Annotated in this window: 10 protein-coding genes; 4 read left to right on the forward strand and 6 right to left on the reverse strand. The window is 68.9% G+C overall.

Translation table 11 applies throughout. From position 1 onward, the window contains the following. Positions 1 to 202 precede the first annotated feature (202 nt). The 3 genes from CNR27_RS11575 to CNR27_RS11585 are packed head-to-tail and all read right to left on the reverse strand — an operon-like array spanning position 203 to position 7,898. Positions 203 to 3,277, reverse strand: a complete 3,075-nt coding sequence (locus tag CNR27_RS11575; RefSeq protein WP_096298930.1) for an efflux RND transporter permease subunit — start codon at positions 3,275 to 3,277, stop codon at positions 203 to 205. Then, positions 3,274 to 6,780, reverse strand: coding sequence for an efflux RND transporter permease subunit (locus tag CNR27_RS11580; protein WP_096298932.1), 3,507 nt, complete (start codon positions 6,778 to 6,780; stop codon positions 3,274 to 3,276). Before CNR27_RS11580 ends, CNR27_RS11575 begins: the two co-directional genes overlap by 4 nt. Continuing rightward, the gene (locus CNR27_RS11585; RefSeq protein ID WP_096298934.1) at positions 6,780 to 7,898 is read right to left on the reverse strand and encodes an efflux RND transporter periplasmic adaptor subunit; all 1,119 of its coding nucleotides are present in this window, start codon (positions 7,896 to 7,898) and stop codon (positions 6,780 to 6,782) included. Before CNR27_RS11585 ends, CNR27_RS11580 begins: the two co-directional genes overlap by 1 nt. A gap of 242 nt (positions 7,899 to 8,140) precedes the next feature. On the opposite strand from CNR27_RS11585, the gene CNR27_RS15340 reads away from it, so the two are divergent. Both CNR27_RS15340 and CNR27_RS11595 read left to right on the forward strand, forming a co-directional pair. Then, entirely contained in the window at positions 8,141 to 8,560 is a 420-nt protein-coding gene (locus tag CNR27_RS15340) for a c-type cytochrome (protein ID WP_157745428.1), read from the forward strand. Positions 8,561 to 8,571: 11 nt separating this feature from the next. Beyond that, positions 8,572 to 9,000 carry a c-type cytochrome gene (locus CNR27_RS11595; RefSeq protein WP_157745431.1) on the forward strand — a complete coding sequence of 143 codons (429 nt, stop codon included), beginning with the start codon at positions 8,572 to 8,574 and terminating at the stop codon, positions 8,998 to 9,000. Positions 9,001 to 9,147: 147 nt separating this feature from the next. On the opposite strand, the gene CNR27_RS11600 is transcribed toward CNR27_RS11595, so the two are convergent. Together CNR27_RS11600 and CNR27_RS11605 are read right to left on the reverse strand one after the other, a co-directional pair. Beyond that, positions 9,148 to 10,758, reverse strand: a complete 1,611-nt coding sequence (locus tag CNR27_RS11600; protein ID WP_096298936.1) for a hypothetical protein — start codon at positions 10,756 to 10,758, stop codon at positions 9,148 to 9,150. Between the two features lie 27 nt (positions 10,759 to 10,785). Continuing rightward, positions 10,786 to 11,379, reverse strand: coding sequence for an NfuA family Fe-S biogenesis protein (locus CNR27_RS11605; RefSeq protein WP_096298938.1), 594 nt, complete (start codon positions 11,377 to 11,379; stop codon positions 10,786 to 10,788). A gap of 83 nt (positions 11,380 to 11,462) precedes the next feature. Here CNR27_RS11605 and CNR27_RS11610 point away from each other — a divergent pair, with 83 nt between their 5' ends. Further along, positions 11,463 to 11,804, forward strand: a complete 342-nt coding sequence (locus CNR27_RS11610) for a 4a-hydroxytetrahydrobiopterin dehydratase (protein ID WP_096298940.1) — start codon at positions 11,463 to 11,465, stop codon at positions 11,802 to 11,804. Positions 11,805 to 11,911: 107 nt separating this feature from the next. Here CNR27_RS11610 and CNR27_RS11615 read toward each other — a convergent pair whose 3' ends face one another. After that, the gene (locus CNR27_RS11615; RefSeq protein ID WP_179948247.1) at positions 11,912 to 12,874 is read right to left on the reverse strand and encodes an RluA family pseudouridine synthase; all 963 of its coding nucleotides are present in this window, start codon (positions 12,872 to 12,874) and stop codon (positions 11,912 to 11,914) included. A 400-nt stretch (positions 12,875 to 13,274) separates the two neighbouring features. Here CNR27_RS11615 and CNR27_RS11620 point away from each other — a divergent pair, with 400 nt between their 5' ends. Then, positions 13,275 to 16,571 carry an Rne/Rng family ribonuclease gene (locus CNR27_RS11620; protein ID WP_096298942.1) on the forward strand — a complete coding sequence of 1,099 codons (3,297 nt, stop codon included), beginning with the start codon at positions 13,275 to 13,277 and terminating at the stop codon, positions 16,569 to 16,571. The last annotated feature ends 139 nt before the right edge of the window (positions 16,572 to 16,710 follow it).

Consider the following 16,710-nt stretch of genomic DNA (forward strand, 5'->3'; position numbering starts at 1 on the left):
GCGTTCGGCTCGCGACGGGAAGCCAGCGGGCCAGACCACCGCTACCCGGCTCCCCGCACTCGTGTGGCCGGCGCCTGCGCGGCGCGCTCTGCATGCCAGGGGCGCGCCGGAGTCGGGCGACTGCGCAAGCGCGCCGGGGCACAGGCACCGACGCGTGCGGGATCGAACTGCGATCTCTCACCTGCGCCGATGCTGGTCAGCATCAGGGCCGGACGACGACGCTGGTCGATCCCCCCCGCGCACGCCGGATCAAGCGCGCGGTGCCGTGGCGCATGTCGTCGAGGATCGCGTAGATCGTCGGCAGGAACAGCAGGCTGACCACCGTCGAGAACGCCAGGCCGCCCGCCACCGCGCGCGCCATTGGCGAGTAGGCCAGCCCGCCCAGCACCACGGTGTCGCTGAGCGAGATCGGGATCATCGCGAGGATCGCAGTGCCCATCGTCATCAGGATCGGGCGCAGGCGTTCCCGGCTGCCTTCGACCAGTGCCTCGAGTCGCGGCATGCCGCGCCGGCGCAGATTGTTGATGTGCTCGACCATGATGATGCCGTTGTTCACCACCACGCCCATCAGCACCAGGATGCCGATGAAGGCCATCACCGTGAACGAGGTTCCGGTCAGCCAGAACAGCCAGAACACGCCGAACATCGAGAACACGACGCAGCTCATGATCGCGGCTGGAAACAGCAGCGATTCGAACACCGCCGCCATCACCACGTAGATCATGACCAGTGCGATGAGCAGGTTGAACAGCATCTGCCGGCTTGCCGCGGCATCGTCCTCGAAGCCGCTGCCGGAGAAGCTGTAACCGTAGCCGGCTGGAAACTCGACTGTCTCGAGCACCTGCTCGAGCGCCTTGCGGGCGTCGGGCATGGTGGTTTCGCCGGCGAGATTGGCCTGCAGGGTCAGCGAGGTCTGGCGGTCGTTGCGGTTGATGCGGCTCGCCGCCGGTTCCACGCGCATGTCCACCAGGCTCGTCAGCGGCACGTTCCGGCCATCGGGCGCGCGCACCATGAAGCTGGCGATATCCGCTTCGCTGTAACTTTCGGCGCCGGCGAAACGCACCCACACCGGCACTTCGTCCTCGCCCCGGCGGAACTCGCGCAGTTGGCTGCCGCGCAGCGCCAGTCCGACGAACCGCGACACCTCTTCCGCGCTGAAGCCGAAGGCCGCCGCGCGGTCGCGGTCGATGCGGATGTTGAGCTCCTGGTTGAGATCGCCCGCGTCCACGCGCACGTCGCGCAGCGCGGGATTGAGCGACAGCATCGGGATCACCCCATCGGCGATCTCGCGCAGCACCTGGGAGGAGTCACCGACCAGCTGGACCTGGACGCCCTGCCCGGCCTGCCCGCCGCCCTGGTCGCCACCGCCCACGCCAACTTCGGCGCGTGCCGACTTGGGCAGCGCCTGGCTGATCGCTTCCGACAATGCCTTGGTGTCGCCGACATCGTCATTGAAGGTCACGACGGTCCCAGAATCGCCACCTTCGCCGAACCACGAATAGATCTGGCGGATGCGGTACTGCTCGCGGTTGTCTTCGAGGAAGGTTTCGAAGCGACGCACCTCGTCGGAGCGCTGCTGCAGGTTGTAGCTGCCCTTCCACTGGTAATAGAGCTGGATCTCCTTGCCGCCGCCGCCATCGCCGAACATGTCGAACTTGGTCTGCGTCATCGGCACCACGCTCAACACGACGACCAGCAGGATGCAGATCACGCTCCAGCCACGATGTTCCAGCGACCAGCGCAGCAGGCGCGCGTACTGGCGCTGCATGCGCGGGATCAATCCGTTGGGACTGGCGACCGCGGGGGGCGTCTTCATGCGCGCCGACATCATCGGAATCAGGCTCACCGCGACCAGCCACGACGCCAGCAACGACACCGAGATGGTGATCGCCAGCTGGTTCATGAAGATGCTGATCATGTTGGTTTCGCCCAGGAGATTGGGCACGAACACGATGCAGTGGCACAGCGTGCCGGCCGACAGCGCGATGGCGACGTTGCGCGTGCCCACCACCGACGCCAGCCATGGCTGGTCCGGCATGCGTTCGCGCTCCTGGTAGATGCTCTCCACCACCACGACCGCGTTGTCGACCAGCATGCCGACCGCGAGCAGCAGGCCCATCAGCGACAGCACGTTGAGCGTGACGTCGAAGAAGTGCATGAAACCGAGCGTGATGATGAAACAGATCGGAATCGCCAGCGTCACCATCAGCGTGGACGGCCAGTGGCGCAGGAAGAAGTACAGCACGATGATCGACAGCACGAGGCCGATCGCGCCCGCCTCCACCAGCTCCAGCAGCGAGGAGGTGACCTCCTCCCCCATGTTCTGGATGACCTTGACGTCGACGCCTTCCAGGCCGGCGCCGGTGCGCGCCGCTTCGACTTCGGCGAGTACGTTGCGCGAGACTTCCACCAGATTCGCGTCGCGCTCCTTGTAGATCTCCAGGCCAACGGCCGCGCGTCCGTCGAGGCGGCGGCCGTAGTCCATGCGCTGCGGCTTGAACTGCACCTGCGCGACGTCCGACAGGCGCAGACCCTGCGGGTTGATCACCAGGTCCCGCAGTTGCTGCAGGTCGCTGATCTCACCGATCGGCTGCACGCGCAGACGCTGTCCGCCGTCGAGGATCTGCCCGGCCGAGACCGAGAAGTTGAGCGCGCGCAGGCGCGTGGAAAGTTCGTTGAGATCGATGCCGTGCGCGGTCAGACGGTCGGGCTGGACCGCGATCTCGACCTCGTTCGGCGCCGCGCCATTGATCTCCACGCGTGCCACGCCCGGCACGCGTTCCAGCCGGCGCTTGAGCTGGCGGTCGATCAGCTCGTAGCTGCCGCTCAGATCCACGTTCGCCGCCAGGCGCAGGCGCAGCACCGGCTGATCGCTGGTGGAGAACTTCTGCACCATGTAGCGGCGGAAATCGTCCGGCAGGTCGCTGCGGATCGCATCGATCCGCTCGCGTGCTTCCGATGCACTGATCGCGACGTTGCGGTCCCAGTCCCTGAATTCCAGCATCACGAACGCACCGTCGGAGGTCGCCTGACCACGCATGCGCTTGATGCCACTCATCGTCGCGAGCGTCTCCTCCGCCGGGCGCAGCAGGTTCTGCTCGGCTTCTGCCGGCGTCGAGCCGGCATAGGGCAGTTGCACGACGAGGAACGGCGCCGAGATGTCCGGCAATGCCTCGAGCGGCAGGCGCACCGAAGCGATCAGCCCGATCACCACCATCGAGATGAAACACATGATGGTGGTGATCGGCCGTCGCAGACTCAGCTCGGCGATGCTCATGTCGCGCTGGTCTCCATAACGTCGGCACGATCGGCAGCGGCGCCCAGCCGCGCGCGGCGTCCACGCTCGGCGTAGAACGCATCGGACTTGCGGTCGAGCAGGTCGTAGACCACCGGGATCACCAGCAGCGTCAGCACGGTCGATACCGCCAGGCCGCCCATCACCACGATCGCCATCGGCGAGCGCACCTCGGCGCCGTCACCCAGCGCGAGTGCCAGCGGGAGGAAGCCGAACAGCGTCGAGAGCGTGGTCATGATGATCGGCCGCAGGCGCGAACGCGCAGCCTCGACCAGGGCGTCGCGCTTCGGCACACCCGCCTCGCGCAGCTGGTTGACCTTGTCGATCAGGATGATCGCGTTCTTCACCACCAGGCCCACCATCAGGATCAGGCCGATGAAGGCGACCACCGAGATCGTATTGCCGGTCAGCAGCAGGCCACCGATCGCACCCACCATCGCCAGCGGGATGGTGAACAGGATCACGAACGGGTGCAGCAGCGATTCGAACTGCGAGGCCATGACGAGGTAGACGAGGAAGATCGCCAGCGCGAACGCCATCAGCAGCGAGCGCATCGATTCGGCGAGCTCCTCACCCTGGCCGCCGATGTGCATGCCGACTTCGGGACCGAGCGGATTGTCCGACACCATCTGCCGCACCTCGCCCATCGCCGTGCCCAGGTCGATCCCGCGCAGGTTCGCCGACACCACTGCGACGCGCACCTGGTCGGCGCGATGGATCTCGCTCGGGCCGACCGTCGCGACCACGTCGGCCACCGAATCCAGACGGAGCGGAGACGCGCTGCCGGGATTGACGATCAAATTGCGGATGCGATCGACCGAGTCGCGCTCGCTCTCCTGCGCGCGCACCAGCACGTCGATCTTGCGGTCGCGGAAGTTGTAACGCGTGGCGACCTCGCCACGCACCGCGCGCACCACCGCATCGGCGATCTCGCGCGTGGTCAGACCGAAGGCGCCGGCGCGCTCCTGATCGAACACGATCTGGATCTCGGGGAAGCCCTGCTCCACCGTGCTCTTGACGTCGGCGTAGTGCGGATTGGCGCGCAGCATGTCCGCCATGCGCTGGCCGGCCTTTGCCAGGCCGTCGAGATCCTGACCACGGATTTCGATTTCCAGCGGCGTGGAGAAACTGAAGATCTGCGGACGGGCGAAATCGACGGCGACACCCGGGTACGTCTGCATTGTCTCGCGCAGGCGCTCGGTCTGTTGCGCTTCGAACTCGCGACTACCTCCCCCGCTCATGACGATGCTGAGCTTGCCGATGTTCTCGCCGCTTTCCGTCGGGTTCGCATCGAGCCGTGTGCCGCTGCCGCTGACGCCGAACAGCAACTCGACGCCGTCGTCACCGGCATGGGCCTGCTGCACCTCGCGCATGATGCGGTCGGTCTCGCGCAAAGGCGTGCCCGGCGGCAACTTGGCAGTCATCTCGAAGCGATCCTGCGCCAGCTGCGGGATCAGGTCGGTGCCGAGCAACGGCACCGCCAGCAGGCTGAGCAGGAACACCCCGGTCGCGGTCCCCAGCACCAGCCATGGACGCGCAAGCGCAGCCGGCAGCGCGCGCAGGTAGCCGCGCTCGGCCCGCTTGTAGGGCGCCATCGCCAGATCGCTGGCGCGGCCCATGACCCGGCCGGTGCCGCCCGACACGAAGCGCCAAGCGCGCACCATCGCCCAGGCGATGCCGAACAGGACGCCGCGGATGCCGGCACCGATCCCGCGACCGGTCGCCGCGAGCGGCTTCTGCCAACGGCTGTCCGGATGCCACTGCGGATGCGGCGCTTCCTCCGGGAATGCCATCGGTGGCCGGCCCTTGAGCGACGCCATCATCGGAATCAGGGTCAACGCGACCAGCAGCGACACGCCGACCGCGATCGCGATGGTCAACGCCTGGTCGCGGAACAGCTGTCCGGCGATGCCTTCGACGAACACCAGCGGCAGAAACACAGCGATGATCGTCAGCGTCGACGCGACGACCGCCATACCGACTTCGCGCGTTCCGGTGATCGCGGCCTCCAGAACGCCCAGCCCGCGCTCGCGCGCCTTGGCGATGCTTTCGAGCACCACGATCGAATCGTCGATGACCAGTCCCGTCGCCAACGCCAGACCGCCGAGCGACATGACGTTGAGGCTCAGGCCCAGCTGATCCATGAAGAAGAACGTGGTGATGATCGAGATCGGCAGCGACAGGCTCACCACCAGCGTGCTCCAGCCGCTGCGCAGGAACAGGAAGATGATCAGCACGGCCAGCGTGCCGCCGATCAGCGCATCGGTGCGCACGTCATGGATCGCGGCGCGCACGAACTTCGACTGGTCGTCGACCACGGTCAGCGTCATGTCCGGGGGCAGATCCTTGCGGATGACGTCCAGCCGCGCCTGCACCGCGTCGGCGGTGGAGACGGTGTTGGCGTCGCCTTCCTTGTAGATCGCCAGCTCCACGGCTTCCGCGCCGCCGAGCCGGATGATGCTTTCGCGTTCCTTGAAGCTCTGCCGCACCGTGGCGATATCGCGCAGGCGGATCGCGCGACCGCCGGCGATCGTCGTGCTACCGGCGCCCGACGCGCTCTGCACCGATGCCGCCGCCGCGAGCACGGCCTGGGAGCCACTGGCCGCTGCGATCGCCGCCATCTGTTGCGCCGCGCTGGCCGCGCTGTCGTCGCCGCCCGACTGCGTGGCGACCAGCATTTCGCCGATCTGTTCGACGCTTTCGAACTGGTTGACCGTGCGCACCAGGTAGCGCTGCGTGCCCTGATCGAGCCGACCGCCCGACAGGTTGATGTTCTCCTGCTGCAGACGCTGGATCACGTTCTCGATCGGCAGGCCGATGCGCGCCATCTGCTGCAGATCGAGCTCGACCTGCACCTCGTCCTCGAAACCGCCGCCGACCTTGACCGCAGCCACGCCGACGACGGGCTCGATCTTCTTCTTCAGGTCATCGTCGGCGTAGCGACGCATGCGCGTGAGTTCGTCGACCGCATCGCCCTTCTCGCCTGCGGTCAGCGCGAGGCGCAGGATCGGCTCGGTCGAGGGATTGAATCGCAGCAGCACCGGCGGCGTGACTTCCAGGGGCAACTGCAGCGTCTCGAGTTTGTCGCGCACCTCCAGGCTGGCCTGGTCCATATCGGTGCCCCAGGCGAACTCCAGCACCACGTCGCTCTGGCCGGTGCGCGAGATCGAACGCAGCTTGCGCACGCCCTTGACCACGCCGACGGCCTCTTCCACCGGCTCGCTCACCAGCGTTTCGATTTCCGATGGCGCGGCGCCGGTGTACTCGGTGCGGACGGTCAGCGTGGGATAGCTGAGGTCGGGCAGCAGATTGACCTTGAGGTTGGTCAGCGCGATCAGGCCGAACAGCATCATGCTGATCGCGACCATCCACACCGTCACCCGGCGTCGCGTGGAGAACTCGACGAGATCGAAACGCCCCGGAGACGCGTGCGGATCCGCGGCCGGGCCGTCGCCGGCGGGGCCGTCGTGTGGCGCGCCGACCATTACTTCGCTTCGCTCTTGGCGTCGGCAGTGGCCGGCGCCGCGGCAACCGGCGCTTCGCCGATCACCTGCACCGCGCTGCCTTCGCGCAGCGCCACCTTACCTGCGGTGACCACGGGATCGCCGGCTTCCAGGCCGCTGCGCACCTCGATCATGTTGCCGTCGACATAGCCCAGCTCGACCGGCACGCGGACCGCCTTGCCTTCGCGCACGGTGTAGACCGCGGTTTCGCCTTCGTCGAGCAGCGCGCTGCGCGGGATCACCAGTGCATCGGCGCGCTCGTCGTAGTCGATGTGGATGCGGCCGAACATGCCCGAACGCAGCGAGTCGTTCCCGGCGAATGCGGTGACCACGCGGAAGGTGCCGCTGCGCGATTCCACGATCGGCGCAACGCGTTCAACCACGCCTTCGAAGCTTTCGCCGGGCAGCGCATCGACCTGCAACCGCACCGGCTGGCCGCGCTTGAGCACGCGCAGTTCGCGCTCGGGCACGTTGAGCGTGGCCTCGATGCGGGCGTTGTCGACGATGCTGAAGATCGGCGTGTTGATCTGCACGAAATTGCCGGTGCGGATCATGCGTTGCGAGATCACGCCGGAGATCGGCGCGGTCACCGCGGTGTAGGACAGCTCCAGCTGCGCCATGTCGTGCTGGGCACGCGCGGTGTCGAGATCGAACTTGAGCTGGTCCAGATCGTTGGCGCTGATCATCTGCTGGGCCACGAGCTGCTGCGCGCGGCGGTAGCTGTTTTCGAGCTTGCCCATCGTGGCGAGGCTCTGGCGTACCGCCAGGCGCGCCCGATCGGGATCGAGACGCACCAGCGGCTGGCCGGCGCGCACGGTGTCGCCCTCCTCGACCAGAACCTCGAGCGCGATGCCCGAGGTCTTGGCGACCACGTCGGCGCCACGCGGGACTTCCAGCGACGCAGTGCCTACATAGCTCGCTGCCACGCTGCGACGGGCCACCGCCTCGGTTTCCACCGGAACCGGCGCTGCCGCGGCGTCGTCGGCCTTGGCATCGGCACCGCCCCCACCCTTGCAGGCGGACAGGACCAGAACGGCGGAAACCAGAATGGCGCCGGTAAGAACGCGTCGCGTGGACGCGAAGGCATGCGGTGTGGACATGTGGACTCGATGTGACCCCTGCGGTGTGGTAGCAAGGTATATCACCAATACATGTCGGCCTATCTGCCATAGGTCATGGTGACTTGCGGGCGCGGGCGCCCACCTTGCCGGCATGGATTGGGTTTGATCCGCGCGCGTGGCTATACTGGCCCGGTTGTGTACCGGTTCATACAGCGCGCAGGCGCAACGGACCACGCTTCCCAGACAGCACGTCCAGCCATTCAGGATTGCGGATACCCACGATGACGCGACAGTTCACGCTCGCCGCCTGCCTAGCCCTTGTTCCGCTCGTCCTGCCAGTGTCCGCCCAGGATGTGCCCGCCGCGCCATCGCCCACACCCCAGACGCCGCAGGCCGCGGCCTCAGCCGCGACCACCACCGCCGAGCAGCCGACGCACACGCCACTGACCGGCGATGCGGCGACCGGTCGCCAGCTGACCTACACCTGTCAGGGCTGCCATGGTGTCGAGGGCTACCGCAACATCTATCCGCACTACCACGTGCCGATGATCGGGGGTCAATCGCCCGAATACCTCGTCAACGCCTTGCACGAATACAAGCGCGGGACCCGCCGGCATCCGACCATGCAGGCTCAGGCGCAGAGTTTCACCGACCAGGACATCGCCGACATCGCCGCCTTCCTTTCGGAGCTTTCCAAGTGAGCGGCGCCGCGATGCGCCGTGGCCTCCGCACCCTGCCCGCCCTGGCGGCACTGTGTCTGCTCGTCGCCTGCGGTGGCCAGCAACACGATCCCGAAGCCGAAGCGTCAGCCGGCAGCTCGTCCGCGGGGCTGCCCAAGGGCAGCCTCGAAGGCGGCGAGGCGGCGGCAAACCTCAAGAGCGCGGCGACCGGGCAGACCTGCATCGACTGCCACGGCGCCGGTGGCAACGCGCCGCTCGACCCGACCTATCCCAAGATCGGCGGGCAGTACCGCGACTATCTCGCGCATGCCCTGCAGGCCTACCGGGACGGCGACCGCGAGCACGCGCTGATGTCGCAGCAGGCTGCGGGCCTCAGCGACCAGCAGATCGCCGACCTGGCAGTGTATTTCGCATCCCAGCAGCGTCAGCTGCGGGATCTGCGCGGCGCGCACGACCGCTGAATCCCCGGCGTCGGCTCGTCGCCGCCGCGCTACCGTCACCCTGCCCCGCCCGGGGTTGGGCCCTGCGGACGCGCGCTCTGGATGCGGCCGATCGGCTGCTGCGCCGGGAGTGCCCCGGCGCTCGCCGACCCGGCCCCAGCACCGCCCTCAGCGGCGCAGGCTGTCCTGGGCTTCCTGCAGCTCCGGCTTCCACGGCACATCCGGTGGCGGACGGCCGTCGGTCTCGACGTCCTGCATGTTCGGATCGGTGATGCCGCAGGCACCGCCGAACATCAGCAAGGCCACGTTGCACTGCACGGTCTTGCTGGTACCGGGGATCGGGATGAGCACGGTCTTGATGCTGCGCCGGACCCACTCCTCGAGCAGCGTTTCGCTGGGCGTCCAGAACCGGTCGAAGCTGGTGGGCTCGTAATCGGTTGGCGGGCGCTTGAGCCAGGTCCCTTCGCGGTCGATCCGGGCGAAGTCCTCGGTGATGGTACCGGGCGGCAACCCCCCGCCCACGCGCCCACCGTCTGCGAGGCGCGGCCTGCCGTCGGCACCGAACAGGCCCGAGGCGCTTCCGGGGGTCGCCCCCTCGCGGGCACTGGCGGCATCACCCCAATCATCGGCAGTCCGCGGCGACGGCGCGGCGCCGGGCGGTAGACCGCGCTGCGGCGATGCGCCGGGCGCAGGCGACGGCGCCGGGCGGCTACCCGCGGTCGTCGCCGTGGACTCGTTGGCCGCTGACGGCGCCGGACTCGGGGCGGCCTGCCGTGCCGGCGCGCTGGGGGGTGCGCTCGTCGTCGGCGCCTCGCGCAACGGGACCGACCGTTCCCTCGTGACCACCTCGGGCGCCTGCCGGGACGGCGCCTGCGGCGTCTCGACGGCAATCTGCGGCGCATCGCGCGTCGGCAACCGCAGCGTCTCCGCAGGCTGCGGCACAGTGCGCTCGCGCACCTCGACCTCGACCTGCCGCCGCTGCGCCGGTACCTCCGCCAGCAGCGCCGGCGAGCGCAGGGCCGGAACCTCGATGGTCTGCAGCTGAGGCTCGGGCACGGCGCGTTCGCGCACCACCACCTCCGGCACGGCGTCCGTCCTCGGCGGCGGCAGGGTGAAGTCGATGTCCGGTGCCGGAACTTCGGTCACCCGCAGGGTCTGCGGCGCCGGCTCGACCGGTGCAGCGTCGACCACGGCCTCCGGGGTGACCGAAGTATCGCGCGGGGCGTTCGGCGCAGGCGCTGGCCGGGCCGGGGCCACCGGCGCCGGGTCCGCCGCAGGCGCGACCTGCGCGGTCGGTGCCGGGGCTGGCGGCGCGTCCCCGCCCTCCGGTTCCTCCGGCGTACCGTTACCGATGAAAACGGCCTGCACCACGTGCTCTTCCCCCGCCGCAGACGGCGCCGGGACAGCGAAGCGAGCATGGGTCAGCAGCAGCAGGCCGCCCACCCACAGCAGCTGCGCGAACAGTGCCACCGCCAGCGAGAACCGGCGCGCGCCCCGGTCCTCGCGCGGGCCGGGCTCCCACAGCGGATGGACGAGGCTGAGCCAGGCGGCGAGTGCATGGGGCGGTACCCGGCCTCGCCGGCGCGGCGGCTCCGGCCGCGCGGCAAGCACCGCGACGATCGCGTCGGCGCTCGCGCCGGTGACTGCTTCCGGGCGCGCCTGCATCGAAGCGAACCAGTGCGTCCAGCCCGGCGGGAATCCCTCCGCGGGGGTGTCCGGCCGGATCGAGCGGCGCTGGCGCCGGCGCAGGGCTTCGATCAGGTCGGAGGCGGTGAACATCCGGAGGCGGCGCCGGAAGGGGACGCGTCAGGCCGCGTCGCGCGGCATGTAGGGCGCGTCGCCGGACTCGTGGTCGGTCGCGTCACGCACCGCGGTGACCCCGGGCGCCTTCTCCATCAGGGTCTTTTCGATGCCCTGCTTCAGCGTGACATCGACCAGGCCGCAGCCGTGACAGCCCCCACCGAAGCGCAGCACGACCACCCCATCGGCGGTCACCTCCTGCACCGTCACGTGGCCGCGGTGCTGGGCGAGCTGGGGATTGACCTCCTGCTCGACCACCCAGCGCACGCGCTCGACCAGCGACGCGGCTTCGGGCGGGGCTTCACCCTTGATCCGGGGTGCGCGGATCTGCAGCTGGCCCCCGGTTGCACGCGCCTCGTAGTCGATCTCGGCCCCATCGAGGTAGGGCACGCTCGACGCGTCCAGCCACAGGGTGAATCCTTCGCAGTCGATCGCCCATTCGTCGCCCTGCAGGTCGCCACTGTCGGCGAACTCCAGGCGGACATCGGCGCGCGGCGTACCGGGCTGCATCGCCGACAGCCGCACACCCAGGCCCGGCAGCGACTCGCGCTCGATGAGCTTGCGGAAATGCGTCTGGGCAGCTTCGGTGATATTGATCATGACGCGTATTCTAGCGGGCCTGCGCCGGCGCACGCGCCGGTCGCCGTCTACCGCATGAACGTCCCCCGCCAGGAGATTGCACGATGTCCGACCTCGTTCCCCTCAGCGATGCGCACTGCATCCCGCGCCGCGGCATCGACCACCGCCTGACCGAAGCGCGGATCCGCGAACTGCTGCCCGAAGTGGCGGGCTGGACGCTGGCCGAAAACGGCCGCGCGCTGACGTGCACGTTCCGCTTCAGCGACTACTACCGCACGATGGCCTTCGTGAACGCACTCGCGTTCATCGCCCACCGCGAAGACCATCACCCCGACCTCGGCGTGCACTACGACCGGGTCGAAGTGCGCTATTCGACCCACGACGTCGGCGGTCTGTCCGAGAACGACTTCATCTGCGCAGCGAAGGCGGACCGCCTCGTCGCTTAGACGTCCCCGCGCCAGGGCATCGCCCGGGGGTCTACGCGCCTCGGCAAGTGCATGCGCGCGGCGCTGGCCGAGTTCACACCGGCCGCGGAGCCTCCCCAAACCGGGAATCAGCGAAGCCTGTCGAGGGCTTCGCGCAGGTCGTCGGCCAACGGCGCGTTCAGCACGTACGCTTCCCCGTCGTCGAGCGTGAACTCCAGTGACGCCGCATGCAGGAACAGGCGCCTGAGGCCGATCTGCTCGCGAAGGCGCTTGTTGAGCGCGTCATCGCCGTACTTGTCGTCGCCCGCCACCGGGTGACCGATGTGCTGGGCATGGACGCGGATCTGATGGGTGCGCCCGGTCTCGATCCGCACCTCGCAATAGGAATGTCCGCCGCGGCGCTCCAGCACCCCGAAGTGGCTCAGCGAGGTCTTTCCGTTCGGATTGACCTGCACGTGGCGCTCGCCGCCCTGGCGCAGGCCGACGTGCAACGGGACATCGACGCTCATCGTGCCGTCTGGCATGCGCCCACCCAGCAGGGCCAGGTAGCGCTTGCGGATCCCGGCGCCATGGTCCTCGCGCAGCAGTGCCTGCAACTGGGTCAGGGCTGAGCGCTTCTTGGCCAGCACCATCAGGCCCGAGGTGTCGCGATCCAGCCGGTGCACGAGCTCCAGCGACTGGTTCGGCCGCAGCGCGCGAAGCGTCTCGATCACGCCGAAGCTGATCCCGCTGCCGCCGTGACTGGCGATGCCCGAGGGCTTGCTGATCGCGAGCAGCCGGGCGTCCTCGAACACGATGCTCGCGTCCATCGCCGCCAGCAGGCCCTTCGAGGGGGTGCCGGCCTCGCCCGGCGCCTCCAGCCGCACCGGCGGGATCCGCACCTCGTCGCCCGCCTCGAGCTTGCGCTCGGCCTTGGCACGGCCCCCGTTCACGCGAACCTGGCCGCTGCGGACGATCTTGTAGATGATCGACCGCGGCGCGCCCTTGAGCTGGCCGAGGAGGAAATTGTCGAGGCGTTGGCCGTCACGGTCGTCCGGAACCCGGACCAGTCGCACGCCGCCGCCGGCGGAGCCGGTACCGTTGTCAGTCATCGTCGTCTGTTTATCTGCTACACTCGGGCCGCGATCTAAGGTGCTGATTTCTTTGAAAGAACCCGGGCCAAAAGCCCGCCTTGCAAAGGCTTCCGGACAGTGCGCGGCCACCGCCCCAGGGGCGGCCATGTTAGCGGCTGCACGGCAGCACCGGCCATCGCCCGATGCACGTCATCGGTGCTGAACACGTCCCGCGCGACATTTGCGACGGCCCTCGGGGCGGCGCGAGCGGTCCGCGGCCTGCAACACCAGACAACAGAAAGAGCGCTCCCGCGGCCTGCCGTGGTGTCGTAGCGCTGGAAAATCCGGTCAGTCACTGCGCTTGCGCGGCGACCTCAGGTCTCATCCAGGCGAAACGCCCCGGCGTTCCGCGCGCGAGAGCGCGTAAGGAAACGCAACCATGAAACGCATGCTGATCAACGCGACGCAGGCAGAAGAGCTGCGCGTCGCCATCGTTGATGGCCAGTCCCTGTACGACATCGATATCGAACAGCCGTCCAGGGAACAGAAGAAGTCCAACATCTACAAGGGCCGCATCACCCGCATCGAGCCTTCGCTCGAGGCCGCGTTCGTCGAGTACGGCGCCGCCCGCCACGGCTTCCTGCCGCTCAAGGAAGTCTCCCGCGACTACTTCCAGTCCGGCGTCGACCCGAACAAGGGCTCGATCAAGGAACTGCTGCGCGAGGGCCAGGAGGTCGTCGTCCAGGTCGACAAGGAAGAGCGCGGCAACAAGGGCGCGGCCCTGACCACGTTCATCTCGCTGGCCGGCCGCTACATGGTGCTGATGCCGAACTCGCCGACCGCGGGCGGCGTCTCGCGCCGGATCGAGGGCGAGGACCGCGCCGAGCTGAAGAAGGCGATGGACGTGCTGGCCATCCCGGACGAGATGGGCGTGATCATCCGCACCGCCGGCGTCGGCCGCGACGCCGAGGAACTGCAGTGGGATCTCGACTACCTGCTGAGCATCTGGCGGGCGATCGCCGAGGCCGCGCTGAGCAAGCCCTCGCCGTTCCTGATCTACCAGGAATCGCGGCTGATCACCCGGGCCCTGCGCGACTACATGCGCGCCGACATCGCCGAGATCCTGATCGACACGCCGGAGATGTACGCCGAGGCGCGCGAGTTCGTCGAGCAGGTGATGCCGCACAACCTGCGCAAGCTCAAGCACTACACCGACGATGTGCCGCTGTTCAACCGCTACCAGATCGAATCGCAGATCGAGAGCGCCTACGAGCGCACCGTGCGGCTGCCGTCCGGCGGCGCACTGGTCATCGACCAGACCGAGGCGCTGACCGCGATCGACGTCAACTCCGCGCGCGCCACCAAGGGTGGCGACATCGAGGAGACCGCGTTCAACACCAACCTGGAGGCGGCCGAGGAAGTGGCCCGCCAGCTGCGCCTGCGCGATCTCGGCGGCCTGGTGGTCATCGACTTCATCGACATGTCGTCGAACAAGCACCAGCGGGATGTCGAGAACAAGCTGCAGAACGCGCTCAAGTACGACCGCGCCCGCGTGCAGCAGAACAAGATTTCCAAGTTCGGCCTGCTGGAAATGTCACGCCAGCGCCTGCGCGCGAGCCTGGGCGAGTCGAGCCAGATCGTGTGCCCGCGCTGCGAAGGCCATGGCCGCATGCGCAGCATCGAATCGCTGTCGCTGTCGATCATCCGCGTCGCCGAAGAGCATGCGATGAAGGACAACACCGGACAGGTGCTGGTGCAGGCCCCGGTGGAGATCGCCAACTACCTTCTCAACGAGAAGCGCGGCGCGCTGGCCGAGATCGAGAAGCGCCACGACGCGCCGATCATCATCGTCGCCGACGAGCAGTTGCAGACCCCGCACTACGAGGTTTCGCGCATTCGCGAGAACGAACTGGGCGAGGAAACCGCACGTCCGAGCTACCAGCGTGGAACGCCGCGCCGCGTGGCGACGATCGCGCTGAGCAAGAGCAACCTCAACGTGCCGCCTCCGGCCGTGACCAACGTCCGCCCCTCCCAGCCTGCGCCGGTGCGTGAACCCCGGCCCGAGCCTGCTTCCCCGGCTCCGGTGGCGGCACCTGCCCCCGCCCCCGCGCGCCCTGCTCCGGCACCTGCCGCAAAGGCACCCGTGACCGGCGGTGGTTTCATGGGCTGGCTGCGTGCGCTGTTCGCACCACCGGCGCCAGCGGCCAAGCCTGCGGCTCCGGCCCAGACCGAACGTCCGGCGCGCAGCGATGCCGGCGGCCAGCGCAGCGACAGCCGCGGCGACCGTGGCGCTCGCAACGGCCAGCGCCGTGACCGTCGCGGCAACCGTCAGGGACAGGCGCCAGCTGGCGCCGAATCCCGGCCTACGGCCGTCGCGCAACCGCCGCGCGAAGACGTCCAGCGTGAAATCCGACGCGAAGAAGCGGTCTCCACCGACGCCGATGCCGGCGCCCGCAAGGAGCGCCGTCAGCGCCAGAAGCAACGCGGCCCGCGTCAGAAGACAGAGGGCGATGTCAGCGAGGCGCAGGCGCCGATCACGGCCGTCGCGTCGGCCGCCGCTGTCGAGCTCGCCGGCAAGGCGCCGGCTCCGACCGGCCCGGTAACGCCCACGCCTGAGGCCGCATCAGAAGCTCCGGGCGTTGCTGCAACGCCGTCCCCCGCCGCGCCCCGGTACGCCGTGGCCACTGGCGACGACACCGATGGCAACGACGTGGACGGTGCGGACATCGACGCCAACGCCGATGCAGGCGCCGGCGACGCGGGCGACGACGACGGCAGCAATGCCCGCCGCCGTCGCGGACGTCGCGGCGGTCGCCGCCGCCGTCGTGGCAAGGCAGGCGATGGCACCAGCGGCGACGAGTCCTCGCTGGATGCCGACGACGCTGGCGACGACGAAGCCGTCGTCACGAATGGTCACGGGCAGCCGGAGTTCGACTTCGACGACCTGCCGGCCCCGCCCGCGCCTGCGCCTGCGCCGCAGAGCAACCGTTCCGAGCACGTCGGCCCTGCCGCCATGGCCGCCGCTGCGGTGCTGACGCCCGCCGACGACGCACCCCACTCCGCCCCGCAGTCCGCTGGCGAGACGGACGTGGCGGAGAACCCCGCCGATGCGACGACGCCAGAGGCCGAGACGGTCGAGCCGGCTTCTGCGCCGATCGCGATCGAGCCGGCGCAGGATCAGCCGACGCCCGACGCGACCGCGGACGCGGCCGTGGAGACGTTGCCGGATCCAGCGCAGGCCGACACGCCCGAGATCGCCGATCCGGCGGCCCAGGCCGTGATCGATGTCTCGCCAACCGACGCACCCGCGCCGGTGCGGGAAGTCGATCGGCCGGCGGCGGAATCGGTGTCCCCGGAAATGACGTCGAACGCCCCCCCCGCACCGGCGGAAGCGGAGATGGGCGCATCGATTCCCGATGAGACTGCGCTCGCTGCGGACGCGCCGATCCCGTCGTCACGGATCGAGGCTGAGCCGGTGCCGGCATCGAAGCCGGTCAGCCAGGGCCTCTTCGACGCACCAGAGCCGGCGCCTGAAGTCGACCGCATCGGCGACGCCGCAGCGCCTGATGCAGAGCCCGCAGGGGTGACGCCGGGCGATGCCGGTCTGGCAGATGCGCCGGCTGCGGAGCCCGCCGCACTGGCCGCGGAGGGTGCCGAGGCTGCGGATGAGGACGCCACTGCCGACGCCGCCGGCGATCGCCAAGACCGCGAGGCGCCGCGTCCGCAGGACGCCTGACGCCAGGCCCGCCATGAACAACCCCGGCTTCGGCCGGGGTTTTTTTTGCTCGACATTCGCGAAATAACGGCAGGCCAGGCGCCTGTCGGTCCTGCGGGAGGGACAGACGGGCGCCGTCCGCACCACTCCCCAACTGATT

Source organism: Luteimonas chenhongjianii, assembly GCF_002327105.1.
Classification (GTDB): domain Bacteria; phylum Pseudomonadota; class Gammaproteobacteria; order Xanthomonadales; family Xanthomonadaceae; genus Luteimonas; species Luteimonas chenhongjianii.

Excerpts from the sequence above, each read along its gene's own strand:
- CNR27_RS11575 (WP_096298930.1), bottom strand. The coding sequence starts at position 3,277 with ATGAGCATCGCCGAGCTGAGTCTGCGACGGCCGATCACCACCATCATG.
- CNR27_RS11580 (WP_096298932.1), bottom strand. The coding sequence starts at position 6,780 with ATGGTCGGCGCGCCACACGACGGCCCCGCCGGCGACGGCCCGGCCGCG.
- CNR27_RS11585 (WP_096298934.1), bottom strand. The coding sequence starts at position 7,898 with ATGTCCACACCGCATGCCTTCGCGTCCACGCGACGCGTTCTTACCGGC.
- CNR27_RS15340 (WP_157745428.1), top strand. The coding sequence starts at position 8,141 with ATGACGCGACAGTTCACGCTCGCCGCCTGCCTAGCCCTTGTTCCGCTC.
- CNR27_RS11595 (WP_157745431.1), top strand. The coding sequence starts at position 8,572 with ATGCGCCGTGGCCTCCGCACCCTGCCCGCCCTGGCGGCACTGTGTCTG.
- CNR27_RS11600 (WP_096298936.1), bottom strand. The coding sequence starts at position 10,758 with ATGTTCACCGCCTCCGACCTGATCGAAGCCCTGCGCCGGCGCCAGCGC.
- CNR27_RS11605 (WP_096298938.1), bottom strand. The coding sequence starts at position 11,379 with ATGATCAATATCACCGAAGCTGCCCAGACGCATTTCCGCAAGCTCATC.
- CNR27_RS11610 (WP_096298940.1), top strand. The coding sequence starts at position 11,463 with ATGTCCGACCTCGTTCCCCTCAGCGATGCGCACTGCATCCCGCGCCGC.
- CNR27_RS11615 (WP_179948247.1), bottom strand. The coding sequence starts at position 12,874 with ATGACTGACAACGGTACCGGCTCCGCCGGCGGCGGCGTGCGACTGGTC.
- CNR27_RS11620 (WP_096298942.1), top strand. The coding sequence starts at position 13,275 with ATGAAACGCATGCTGATCAACGCGACGCAGGCAGAAGAGCTGCGCGTC.